This is a genomic window from Pseudoalteromonas sp. SR41-8, from assembly GCF_014163915.1.
Lineage (GTDB): Bacteria > Pseudomonadota > Gammaproteobacteria > Enterobacterales > Alteromonadaceae > Pseudoalteromonas > Pseudoalteromonas rhizosphaerae.
The window spans coordinates 61,439-73,940 of record NZ_JACJEE010000007.1 but is presented as its reverse complement, the minus strand read 5'-3'; the positions used below and the strand labels follow the sequence as shown (position 1 = coordinate 73,940).

Annotated in this window: 9 protein-coding genes and 1 riboswitch; of the genes, 3 read left to right on the top strand and 6 right to left on the bottom strand. The window is 40.0% G+C overall.

Translation table 11 applies throughout. The annotated features are described in order from the left end of the window. The first annotated feature begins 24 nt into the window (after positions 1-24). Positions 25-621, top strand: coding sequence for an alpha/beta hydrolase (locus H5162_RS06835; protein ID WP_182735016.1), 597 nt, complete (start codon positions 25-27; stop codon positions 619-621). On the opposite strand, the gene H5162_RS06830 is transcribed toward H5162_RS06835, so the two are convergent. Next, positions 618-827, bottom strand: coding sequence for a hypothetical protein (locus tag H5162_RS06830; RefSeq protein ID WP_149982248.1), 210 nt, complete (start codon positions 825-827; stop codon positions 618-620). The two genes, H5162_RS06835 and H5162_RS06830, sit on opposite strands and share 4 nt — an antisense overlap. A gap of 349 nt (positions 828-1,176) precedes the next feature. Here H5162_RS06830 and H5162_RS06825 point away from each other — a divergent pair, with 349 nt between their 5' ends. Next, entirely contained in the window at positions 1,177-1,650 is a 474-nt protein-coding gene (locus H5162_RS06825) for a Dps family protein (protein ID WP_145240248.1), read from the top strand. Here the strand turns inward: H5162_RS06825 and H5162_RS06820 are convergent, their stop codons facing one another. The 5 genes from H5162_RS06820 to H5162_RS06800 all read right to left on the bottom strand — a co-directional run bounded on the left by H5162_RS06820 (position 1,651) and on the right by H5162_RS06800 (position 9,686). Beyond that, positions 1,651-2,049, bottom strand: a complete 399-nt coding sequence (locus H5162_RS06820; RefSeq protein ID WP_182735014.1) for a hypothetical protein — start codon at positions 2,047-2,049, stop codon at positions 1,651-1,653. A 48-nt stretch (positions 2,050-2,097) separates the two neighbouring features. Next, a complete protein-coding gene (locus H5162_RS06815) occupies positions 2,098-4,173 on the bottom strand; it encodes a S9 family peptidase (RefSeq protein ID WP_182778028.1) in 2,076 nt (691 codons plus the stop codon). Between the two features lie 102 nt (positions 4,174-4,275). Further along, positions 4,276-4,842 (bottom strand): chitin-binding protein, encoded by a 567-nt coding sequence (locus H5162_RS06810; protein ID WP_145240240.1) that lies wholly within the window; start codon positions 4,840-4,842, stop codon positions 4,276-4,278. Positions 4,843-4,960: 118 nt separating this feature from the next. Then, positions 4,961-5,051, bottom strand: a riboswitch (cyclic di-GMP riboswitch). A 309-nt stretch (positions 5,052-5,360) separates the two neighbouring features. Beyond that, complete coding sequence (locus H5162_RS06805; RefSeq protein ID WP_145240238.1) at positions 5,361-8,492, bottom strand: efflux RND transporter permease subunit; 3,132 nt, start codon at positions 8,490-8,492, stop codon at positions 5,361-5,363. Positions 8,493-8,507: 15 nt separating this feature from the next. Continuing rightward, on the bottom strand, positions 8,508-9,686 hold the full coding sequence (locus H5162_RS06800) for an efflux RND transporter periplasmic adaptor subunit (RefSeq protein ID WP_145240236.1): 1,179 nt from the start codon (positions 9,684-9,686) through the stop codon (positions 8,508-8,510). A 288-nt stretch (positions 9,687-9,974) separates the two neighbouring features. Here H5162_RS06800 and H5162_RS06795 point away from each other — a divergent pair, with 288 nt between their 5' ends. After that, positions 9,975-12,491, top strand: coding sequence for a zinc-dependent metalloprotease (locus tag H5162_RS06795; protein ID WP_182760278.1), 2,517 nt, complete (start codon positions 9,975-9,977; stop codon positions 12,489-12,491). The last annotated feature ends 11 nt before the right edge of the window (positions 12,492-12,502 follow it).

Genomic DNA, 12,502 nt, shown 5'->3' with positions numbered 1-12,502 from the left:
AGGTTCAATAGATTAAGAGGGTGTATGACTGTTAAACGCGTTGTGGTATTACACGGATTGTATATGTCTGGCTTTGTAATGCGCCCTTTATGCTCGCAGCTCGAAAAGTCTGGGTTGGATATTCTCAACCTCTCTTACAATACATTGTCTCCCGATCGCGCCGCTATTTTTAAACAGATTGATAATTTTATTAATGATAAAAATACGGCCCTTGTTTGTCATTCAATGGGCGGACTGGTGGCGCGCGCATACCTTGCTGCAAATTCTCAACAAAGCCAAAACGTAACAAAAGTTATTACTTTAGGCACACCGCATAAAGGCAGCCATATAGCCCGCAGAATGCAGCAAAAAGGCTTTGATGTATTTTTAAAAAACAGTGTGGAATTTTTACTGACCGAAAATGGTGATTGGCCATTTAATGCCAAGCTTTATAGTATTGCTGGCGATTTACCGATCGGCCTCATGCCGCTAATTGCCAAAGGTAGTCAATCAGATGGCACGGTATTAATTGATGAAACCAAACTCAAAGGCATGGCAGAACATAAAGTGTTTCATTTAAGTCACACCAGTATGATCTACTCACGCCAAGTGATGAATTATATTGTTGAGTTGCTGGTTTAATCTTCTGCACTAGCAGCCACTTTATAGGCAACAAATGCGATGATTGCTAAGATCAGTGGTGTTGGCGCTGCGATATAACCAAAGGTATCAAAGTTAGCAAAGCTTGCTCCTGCTAAATGGCCGACTAAGCCAACTACAAATGCAATCAACGCTATACCAATAACAACTAATTCCATTTTACTTTCTTTTTGTGTTTTAGCCTGCATGTTATCTCTCCATCAAATTTATCTGTGTTGATTATGCGCCGACTAAAAACGTTAATTTTGACCTAAATCAAATAACCACTCGCCATGTAATAGCTTGCTATAAAAGCTTGTTTTAGATCATCTTATTGTGCTTTTATTAAGCGATTTGCGGTTATTTTGATTTTTGGGGTGGTTTTTTAAAGATTGGAGCCCATCTCTATTGTACGAACAAATTAATTACTACAGCAGGTTGGCTAATAGGTAAAATCTATTAAGGTTATCGATTTTAACCATTTTACAGATTACTAAAAATGGCTGATACTTGCTTCAGTGTTTAGAAAACATCTTATCAGTTTATTAAGGAGAAGTTATGTCACAGGTAAACGCAATTGGTCTTAACAGCGCGAAAAGTGAAGATATCGTCAAGTCACTCAATACCCTGCTAAGTAGTTATCAAATTCAATATATGAATGCCCGCGGTTTTCATTGGAATATTAAAGGTCGCAACTTTTTTGAACTACACATCAAGTTTGAAGAAATTTATAACCTATTACTTTTAAAAGTAGATGAAGTCGCTGAGCGTATTTTAACGCTTGATGGCGCACCACTGCATGCATTTTCTGATTACTTAGAGATCAGCAAAATTAAAGAAGCAAAAAATATCAGTGATGGTGTCGCAGCAGTCGAAAACTTACTCGCTGGTTATAGCACGCTAATTAAAATGCAGCGCGATATTTTAGAGCAAGCAAGTGATGCACAAGATGAAGGTACGGCTTCATTGATGAGTGATTATATAACTGAGCAAGAGAAGCTAGTGTGGATGCTTAAAGCATATTTAAATTAATCATAACCAGGTTTTAATATATAGATGTTCCGGGTGCTTAGCTAAGTAACCTGGAATATCATCGTAAAATTGTATATCCATATCGCTACCCCGCCAGATATGTTCCAGCAAACTTTTGGCTACAGCACTTGCTTGAATATAAACAACACGTTTATAACCGCGCGCTTTAACACCATGAAAGTATTCAGTTGCAACCGCCAAGCTATCTGCGGTCGCTAATTCAAACTCAACTAAATTAATCACCGCATATTCAATAGATTGAGGCGGCAACTTTGCTAAATCAGCAAATACATCCTTGGTAAAAGCCTGTATACCTTCTCGATTAAAACAACCAATCACTTTGATATATATCGTTGGTGATTCAATTGAGTATTCCCAGCGCCCATGCACATTAAACATATAAGTACCTCCAAACATAGTGAAACTCAATTGAATAGAAAATCACACTTAATCAGCCAAACTGATAAAGAAAGCTATCTCTAATGCTTTTTCTTCCAAGCTTTTAAAGCGCCCTGATGCTCCGCCGTGACCGGCATCCATATCGGTTTTAAACACCAAAATATTATCGTCAGTTTTATATTCACGCATTTTAGCCACCCACTTCATCGGCTCCCAATATTGCACTTGTGAATCATGCAAACCGGTAGTCACTAAAATATGTGGGTATGCCTGTGCGGTAATATTGTCATACGGTGAATACTGAGCAATCACATCATAATAGGCAGGGTCATTTGGATTACCCCATTCATCGTATTCATTGGTAGTTAGAGGTATTGACTCATCCAGCATGGTGGTTAGCACATCTAAAAATGGCACATGGCAGCCAATTCCTAAATAAAGCGCTGGCGCTTGGTTAACAACCGCTCCCATTAGTAAGCCACCGGCACTACCGCCTGAAGCAAACACTTTATCTTGCGCACCATAACCTTGCTCAACCAATGCTTTGGTTACATCAATAAAGTCGTTAAAGCTATTTTGCTTATGTTGTTTTTTGCCTTGCTCGTACCAATCACGACCCAACATCTCACTACCACGAACATGTGCTATGGCATACACAAAACCACGATCGAGTAAGCTTAATGAGGTACTCGAAAAGCTCGGATCGATGGTTATGCCATACGCCCCATAACCATATTGAAACAGTGGATTAGTGCCATTTTTAGCAAAACTATCTTTACGATAAACCAGCGACACGGGCACTTTAATACCATCACGCGCTGTTACCATTAACCTTTCAGAGGCATAGTTTTGCGGATCAAAACTGCCTAATACTTGCTGTTGTTTTAATAAAGTTTTATCACCATTATTTAAGTCTACTTCAAATAATGAACCTGGCGTGGTGAGGCTTGAGTAATAAATACGAGCTACGTGCGTATCATGCTCAGGATTCATTGCAATGGCAGCATAATAACAAGGATCATCAAATTCTAAGGTCATACGCTGCTGTTGCTTATTAATGACCACAAAGCGTGTTTGTCCTTGCTCGCGCTCAGTAAGCACCAAGAAATCGTCAAACAGCTCTACGCCTTCTAATAAAACGCTATCACGATGAGGGGTATGCTCAAGCCACTGTGTTTTATCTGCAATGGTACTTGTATTAGCCGTCATTAAACGAAAGTTTTTAGCTTGCCAATTGGTCACGATATAAAACGTATCGCCGAGTTTATCAACATCAAACTCATGCCCTTCTTCGCGTGGCAGTAACTGAGTAAACACTCCTTGCGGCTGTTCAGCATCTAGCACCCAAGTATCGTTCGTTTCTGTAGTGGCTAAATCAATAATGATCAGCCCCTCATCACGGCTTTTACCAAGCCCCATAAAAAAGCTTCGATCTTGCTCTTCATATACCAATACATCGTGCGCTTGCTTAGTACCTAATACATGGCGATAAACTTGATAACCTAATAACGTTTTAAGGTCTTTCTTTACGTAAAAAACCGTTTTATTGTCGTTTGCCCAAACGATTTGCCCTTCGGTGTTTTCTAATACATCTTCAAGTAAATCATCGTTATCAATAACTTTAAACTTTACGGTATAGATACGACGGCCATCGGTATCTTCAGAGTAAGCCAACAATTGTTCATTAGGACTAATTGCCACCTCGCCTAATTCATAAAATTCAAAACCTTCTGCAAGTATATTTACATCTAACAGTAGCTGCTTATCTGCGGCATCCATCTGACGACTACGGTAATGGCGAGAATATTCATCATCGCCACGTACTTCAGAGTGATACCAATACTGGCCATCTTTAACGGGAAAAGTATTATCGTCTTTAACAATACGCCCTTTTAGTTCTTCGAACAGTTGCTTCTGAAAAGACTGAATAGGCGCTAGTTGCTGTTCACAATAGTCATTTTCAGCAGCTAAATGTGCCAGCATCGCTGGATCTGTACGTTCGTCATCACGCATCCAATAATAATCATCAATGCGTATTTTTTTGTGTGTTGTTAACGTGTGCGGCTGTTTACGCGCAACAGGAGCATTAGGAAGTGAAGACAACGATAAGTTTGATAGAGCCACAGAAAAACCAATAAAAAATTTCGATGGCTGGAGTTTAACATAATTTTCAAAAGTGCATAAAAAAGCCCACTCAATGAGTGGGCCGAAAAATGCTAAATAGCATTAAGGGGAAACTTGCTGCCAAGCAAGGTGCCAACTTTGTCCAACACCGGGCTCGTAAAGTGGATTATTTTCTTCTTTCACATTGCAAAACTGGCTGAAAGGCCAAGGTTTACATTTATAAATTAAGCCTGTTTTTGGCTGTAATACTTTTACACCCGCATTATATACACCACACTTTTCAGGATAGATATAATCATATGCGGGCTTAACAACCTGGTAATCATCACATTTAGCAATACATTGAAAAGTTAATTCCGCACGAGTAATCCCGCAACCTTCGAGTGCATAAATCTGGTTTGAACGATAAGCTACCACTAAACCTTGCTCAGTCATTCTTCCTGCTTCGACTAAGGGTATATGAGTATTAATATATTCCGCGACAAAGCGTGGCCAATTATGTGGCTCACCTTGTTCTTCGGTGATAATTTCATATTGAAATGATAAATCGACTAGCTCTCCTTGCGTGTCATAAAAAGTCACCGTCACCATATCACCTACAAACAATTGGGTATGATGATTTAGACAACCTATTGGCATCCAATTTCCACAGGCCAATGACGTATGCATAAACAAAGCAACACCTTAAGAATATCTAATAGGTACTATCCAGCATTTATTGGATAAAAGAAATACTTTTAACTACATTGTAGGGCTGATGACACACAGTGAGGTTGGTATTACCCTGTGCGACGGCCCCGCTATCTTAGTTTTAATGCTAAAACCTTAGACCGGAAACTTTGCGTCCTAACCTTTCGGTTAGTTTGCCAAAACAGCGTGAGTATAGTGTGACATAGCTCGAAGATCAAACTAAAGAATGTAATCAAAAGTTAAAGCTGGCACTTAAGTTTAATTAACCTGCACTCTGGTTAAGAGATTTTCTGTAAAAACAAGGTTAATTTACGTCTCAATAGCTGGCCTCTTGTAATTAAACTCAAAGCTACCAGTATTATAAACAGCTGCTCAAACATGATTTATTACATATAATTCAGAAGCTTATACTTATTTTTGTCGACATAAAATAAAAAAGCCAACCTTAAGCTGGTTGGCTTTTTATTATGGTGTAAGCAAAACCTTAACACTCAAAGTTAGCTTACTTTAACCTTTTGGCTAGTAAATGGACGTTTAAACAAACCCCCAATATCCGTTAAAATAATATACAGACATGGCACTAAAATAAGTGTAATTAAGGTTGCAAACATCACAGCAAAACCAAGTGCAACTGCCATAGGTATTACAAATTTAGCCTGTAAGCTGGTTTCAAACATAATCGGCAATACGCCTGCAAATGTAGTAATAGATGTCAGCAATATAGGTCTAAAACGAGCACAACCGGCCTCTATAACCGCATCTTTAATATCTATTCCTGCACGGCGTGCTTGATTAATAAAATCAGTCATTACCAAGGAGTCATTAATAACCACCCCTGCTGCGGCAATTAATCCAAAACCCGACATTAGACTAATGTCTAAGCCAAACCAAAAGTGGCCCCAAATTGCTCCTGTCAGACTAAATGGAATAACCGACATTACAATTAAAGGTTGTGAATAACTTTTAAGCGGTACGGCCAATAATATGTAAACTAAAATCATCCCGCCTGCAAAAAACAGTTGCTGCTCATTTGCTTGCGCTTGCTGCTCTTCTATTGCACCGCCTAATTCAGACTTAACACTTGGGTATTCTTCTTGAAGCTGTGGTAGTAAGTTTTCTTTAACTTGTTTGACTACCTCACTCGGTTCAATTGCTTCCTCGTCAATGTTGCCATAAACGTAAACAGTACGATAACCACCTTCACGGCGAATATAACTAATGCCCGGTGTTTCTGTTAGCTCAACCACATCACCTAATAAAACTTCTCGGCCTTGTGGCGTTGTAACAACCGCATGCTTAAGTGATGAAAATGCCTCACGAGTGAGCTTAGGATAACGCACCATCACCCGAACCTCCTCACCACGGCGAATAACGCGCTGCGCTTCACCACCATAAAAGCTTGCACCTACTTGGTTCGCAATTGCCGCCAGATCTAAGCCTAAGTCATAGGCAACTGGTTTTAAGCTCATTTGCACTTCTTTACTGGCAGGATCGATAGTTGAGCTAATATCAAACAAACCTTCTTGCTGTTGTAATAGCTGTATAAAACGACGACCCGCATCATTAAGCGTATCGATATCAGAGCCATATAGTAAATAGCCAAACTCGCCACCACTACCGCCGCCTCCGCCGCCAACATCATCTTGAATAGTTAATGATTTGACACCAGCGATAACCGGCATCGCTTCACGCCAACGTCGAGATAGCTCAAATGCATTATATGGACGCAGTTCTTCGTCAACTAATGGTGCGAGTAATTGCGCTTCAGTACGACCTTGATTGAACACTAGCACATCACGCACCATCTTCTGGCCTTCTTCACGCTCTGTTTGTCTATCAACCTCTAGCACCATAGCTTCAATTTCACGTATCGCATTAATGGTTTGAATGTCGGATACATTGTCGTTCATTTCTACATTAATTTGCGGGAAGTCATGAGGTACCTTAGGTGAAGGGATCATACGCACTTGATTAGATGAAATTAAACCAAAGGTTAAAATTAACAGCGCAATAAAACCAAACATCACCGTCCAGCGCCATTTTATGCAGTTCACTATAAATTGTTTATAAGGGCCATTAACAAAGCCAAAAAAACGGTTATTAAAACGTGCTCGCCAACCATCAGGATTAATAGGTGAGAAATGCGTATGCGCAATATGTGCTGGTAAAATTAATTTAGATTCAATGAGGCTGAAAACTAAACATAAAATAACCACCACTGAAATACCATAAAAGAAGGCACTTTCAGGACCACTCGAAAGCGTAAACGGAGCAAACACGGCAATAGTTGTTAGTACACCAAAGGTTGCAGGGGTTGCCACTCGCTTAGCGCCATTGACCACATTAACAACACCACCGCCTTTTTTCTCTATTTCGGTGTAGGCACTTTCGCCTATGACTATGGCGTCATCCACCACAATCCCCAGCACCATAATAAAGGCAAACAGGGACACAATATTAATAGTGACACCAAACAGCGGCATCAACATCATCGCCCCTAAAAAACACACAGGTAAGCCAATCATTACCCATAGCGCTAATTTAAAGCGTAAAAATAACGAAAGCATGATTGCTACCAAAATAGCGCCTTGAAATAAGTTAGCTTTCATCATATCTAAGCGCGCATTTAGGTAGTAGGTAAAGTCCATTAATGGCTCTAAACGCACACCGAGCGGTAACTCTTTATTTTTTTGATCAATATACGCTTTTACCGAGTCAGCCACCGGAATAATATTTTGATCTTCGGTTGCTTTTACCGATAAGTAAACCGCATTTTCACCGTTAAACTTAAAGTAACGCTCCCCTTCAGTGAACTGGTCTTTAATAACAGCAATATCTTGTAGTAATACTTTTGCGCCATTAGCGCCAATTTTAACCGGAATTTGTCTAAACTCTTCACCCGAGTAAAACTGATTCTCTACACGAACCGAAATAACTCCTGCATCTGTTTTTAATTGCCCAGCTGAAAAGTTAGCCGAATAACGACGTACAGCATTTACCACGTCCGACAAAGTTAAATTATATTGGCGTAATGTATCTGGTTCAATTTCTATTGCGATCTCATCCAGAGGAACGTCATTAACCACCAATGACACATTAGATAGCTGTAACAGCTCATTCTCAATTTGATTGGCTATAGGTTTTAATTCAATTAAGGGTAAGTCGGCCACCAGCGTCATACCTATTACGTCTTGGCGAAACTCCACTTGACTTATGGTGACCGGTTCCATTCCAGCAGGGAAAGTGGCAATACCATCAACGCGTAGTTTTACCTTATCAAGCACGTCGGTAAGTTCGGCATCAGTGTTTATTTCAAGGCTGGCCGTGCCGCCATTTCGAAATGCGCGATACACCCCTTTTTTTATCTCTGTTATATCTTTTAATGATTCTTCAATTTTTATTAGAATACTTTCTTCAATTTCTTGTGGCGAGGCCCCAGGATAGTTCGCCGACACATTAATATAGTTAATTTCTATATTAGGGAACATTTGTCGCTGAATCGTAAAGTAACTTATCAACCCCATTACAATGATAAAAAACATCATTAAATTAGCAGCAACAGAGTTATTAGCAAAGTAAGCAATTACCCCTGTTTGTTTAGCCTTGTTGGGTAGTTCGGTGTTATTCATAACTCAATCTACCTTTTATAGTTGTTCAGTAGATGCACTTTTCGGTGCCTCTATTTCTTTAGCATCTTGAAGGCCTGCAATTTTTACTGCCATGCCTTTTTGTGGATACTCCGGTAAGGTAACAACTAATTGATCATCAGCCTCTAAACCATCACTAATATAAAAGAACTCTCCTTCTTCGCGGATCACTTTCACTTTACGTGGTTCAAGTTGCTGTTCATCATTAACTATCCATACCATTTGGTTATTCACCAGTTCTTGCGGTAAACGATAGATATTATTAAGCATGGTGCCGGCAAAATTAACTTGTACATAAGTGCCAAACTTAATCGCTGGTTGTTTATTCACTAAACCATACGGATCGTCAATTCGAACAACCAAACTACTCATACGCGTAGCATTATCAACAATACCTAAATCACGATCTATTACCGCTTGGCGAGTAAAACCATTTAAGCCCGTTTTAATCACTGTTGCAGTGACGCCTTTGACGCGCTCAGGTAAAAAAACACTATCAAACCCAGCTATAGGTATGATGACTTCAGCGGTTTCAATATTATTTAATTCAGCAACTTGTGCGCCCATAGAAACAAATTGACCCACACCAACATTACGATTAATAACTAATGCATCGTATGGAGCGGTTACTTCACAGTTGTCTAAATCACGCTGTGCACGTTTTAATCCTGCTTGCGCTGACTTAACTGACGCTTGTGCACTTAGCACTTGTGGCTTACGTAAAAATAAATCGGTGCGTGCTTTGCTAGGGAATCGCTTAGCTTCGTCTTCTGCTACTTTGGCTTGCGCTTGCTCTTCAATTAACATCGCCTGCGCACGAGCTAGTTCAGCTTCAGCTTGCAGTACAGCCGCTTCGTAATTATCTTTTTCAATAGTAAATAGAACTTCTCCACGTCCAACAATACCACCGGCGACAAAATTAGGATGCCAACTAACAACTTCACCTGACACTTGTGCTGAAAGCTGTGTGTTTTCCAACGGTTTTACTTCACCATAACTGTTAATCATTACTTGGTGATCGTTGGCAGCCACAGCCTCAACTTTTACAACCGGCCGAGTGTCGACTATTTCTTTTTTTTCTGGTTCTTGGGCAATCGCATTAATTCCCACAAAGCCAACAATCCCTATGCCAAGCGCGACAAAAGGAAGTCCCCATTTTAATATCGTTGTTCGCATAATCAGTCCCCTTAATATTTTACTAAAGCCATAATAACAGAGCTGAATGAAACATTAACGTGACATTTGTAAGCAACTGTTACAAAAAAATTGATATCTTTAAAAAGCTTTAAAAAACCATTGTTAATCTATTATTTAATATTTTTTGTTATATTTTGATACAAAAAATAAACCATATAAATCAAAATGATAAAAACAAGCTTAGGAATTTCATCCTAGATTTGTTTCTTCCCGAGTCAGTTTGGGTACACTGAATAAGATTTTAACAAGTAAAATAAAGAGTATAAAATGAAGTTAACAACCATTACGCTAGCATTAAGTTTAGCTTTAGCGACCAACGGCCACGCTTTGGCCGCAGATAAAAAAGACGAAAAAAAAGACAAAACCATTGCCGAGCTGATCAAAGATAAAACCGAGTTTGCGGGGATATTTAGCCTCTATCAAGATGAAAAAACCGGTGATCACTTAATGGTAATTGATGAATCACAGCTTGATACCCCATTTGTGTACTTTGCCCATACTGTCGATGGCGTTACTGATGCTGGTCACTTCCGTGGGGCTTATCGTGAAACAAAGCTTATTGAATTTAGAAAGTATTTTGATCGCATAGACATTATCAGTAAAACACCTCGTTACCAGTTTGATGAAAGTAGTGCTATTGCAAAAGCTGCTAATGCAAACATCAGTGAAGCGGTACTAGCTAGTATTAAGATTGAAAAACAAGAGCAAGGCAAAATTGCTTTTAATGTAAACAAACTATTTTTAAGTGAAGCACTACATAAAGTTTCTCCTTGGCCAAACCCAGATGATAAAAATGCCAAAAAACGCTTTAATCTTGGTAAATTGAGCGACAAAAAGTCACGTATTATCAAACAGCGCCCTTACCCTAATAACCTCGATGTTGTTGTTGACTACGTATTTGAAAATGCTAACCCAAGCGTACGCGGCTCAAGTGCAGTAAGTGATCCTCGCAACGTATCCTTAAAGGTACAGCATTCATTCGTAGCACTGCCAAAGAATGATTACCAATCTCGTATTGACGATGCTCGCATTGGTTATTTCACAAATCAGTTTGATCAAATGACCTCCCCAGACTGGGCACCATATAATGATGTGATCAAGCGTTGGGACTTACAAAAGAAAGATCCAAGCGCTGCGTTATCCGAACCTGTAAAACCAATTACTTGGTGGATTGAAAACACCACCCCAATTGAGTGGCGCGACACCATTGCAAAAGCAACCCTGGCATGGAATAGCTCATTTGAAAAGGCTGGTTTTAAAAATGCTATAGAAGTAAAAATCCAGCCGGATGATGCAAAGTGGGACGCAGGCGACATCAACTACAACGTGCTACGTTGGACTTCATCACCAAAGCCACCATTTGGCGGCTACGGTCCAGCCCTAGCAAACCCATTAACCGGTGAAATTTTAGGCTCAGACATCATGCTTGAGTTTGTATTTATGAAAAATCGCTGGATTTACGATACGCTATTTACACAAGGCACTATGAGCCACAGCAATGGTGCTGCTAATACCGGTGAACTAAACTGCTCGCTAGGACATGAAATACAACAAAATATGATGCTAGCAAACAGCCTTTCAACCGGTGCAAGCATTGAAGACAAAGAAATTTTACGTCAAGGTTTAACCCAACTAGTGCTACATGAAGTTGGCCACACACTAGGTTTAAACCACAATATGAAATCATCCATTTTGTGGAATGAAAAAGACGTTCACGACAAAAATAAAACACAAGGGATCGTAACAGGTTCAGTGATGGATTATGCCCCTGCTAATATTGCTCCTATTGGTATGGCTCAGGGTGATATTTTCCAAACCAAGCCTGGTCCTTATGATGATTGGGCAATTGAGTTTGGTTACAGCCAAGCATTAGCGGATGAAGCAGCTGAACAGCAACGCCTTGAAAAGATTTTAGCCCGTTCAATCGAACACAAACTTGCGTTTGGTAACGATGCCGATGATATGCGCGCACCCGGTAGGCATATTGATCCTCGCGTGATGATTGGCGATATGTCATCAAACCCAGCAGCGTATGGTGCTGATCGCATGGCGCTAATCAACAAACTGTTTACTGAGCTCAAAGATAAAGCGCGTGTTGCTGGTGAGTCACACCAACAATTACTGATCTCAGCAAACAGCTTATTTGGTCAATATCGCACCCAAGCGAATATAATTTCTCGCCAAATTGGCGGAGTCTACGTAGAGCGCGCTGTTGTGGGTGGTAATGATGCTGTTGCACCATTTACCCCTGTGCCACTAGAGCGCCAACAACAAGCCATGCAAATTTTAGCGAAAAATGTATTTGCCCCAGATGTACTTACCAGCATGCAGCCTCTATATAACTACATGCAACAACAACGTCGCGGCTTTAATCATTACGGCAAAAATGAAGATCCAAAACCACATAAAATGATTTTGGGGATGCAAAAATCAGTATTAGCCCAATTACTCCACCCCGCTGTTATGCAACGCATCTCAGACACGGCACTATACGGTAATGAATATAGCTTAAGTCAGTTTATGAACGATTTAACGGCGAGTATTTTTATTGACAGTAAAGCAGCTAATTCAATCAGTCATAACTTGCAAATTGAATATGTCAATCAGCTAATTGCTATCGCGGGACTAGGTAAACCAAGCAAGCACGATAACTTAGCAAAAACTGCAGCGCTTTATCAATTAACTCAAATTGCAGACAGCAGCACGCCATGGGGTGCAGATACAGCGACAAAAGCACATAAAAAGTATATCGATCGCCTAATCAATAAAGCGCTCGAAGCATAACTAACCACGCA

Coding starts and splice junctions, on each gene's coding strand:
- H5162_RS06835 (WP_182735016.1), top strand. CDS start 25: ATGACTGTTAAACGCGTTGTGGTATTACACGGATTGTATATGTCTGGC.
- H5162_RS06830 (WP_149982248.1), bottom strand. CDS start 827: ATGCAGGCTAAAACACAAAAAGAAAGTAAAATGGAATTAGTTGTTATT.
- H5162_RS06825 (WP_145240248.1), top strand. CDS start 1,177: ATGTCACAGGTAAACGCAATTGGTCTTAACAGCGCGAAAAGTGAAGAT.
- H5162_RS06820 (WP_182735014.1), bottom strand. CDS start 2,049: ATGTTTAATGTGCATGGGCGCTGGGAATACTCAATTGAATCACCAACG.
- H5162_RS06810 (WP_145240240.1), bottom strand. CDS start 4,842: ATGCATACGTCATTGGCCTGTGGAAATTGGATGCCAATAGGTTGTCTA.
- H5162_RS06805 (WP_145240238.1), bottom strand. CDS start 8,492: ATGAATAACACCGAACTACCCAACAAGGCTAAACAAACAGGGGTAATT.
- H5162_RS06800 (WP_145240236.1), bottom strand. CDS start 9,686: ATGCGAACAACGATATTAAAATGGGGACTTCCTTTTGTCGCGCTTGGC.
- H5162_RS06795 (WP_182760278.1), top strand. CDS start 9,975: ATGAAGTTAACAACCATTACGCTAGCATTAAGTTTAGCTTTAGCGACC.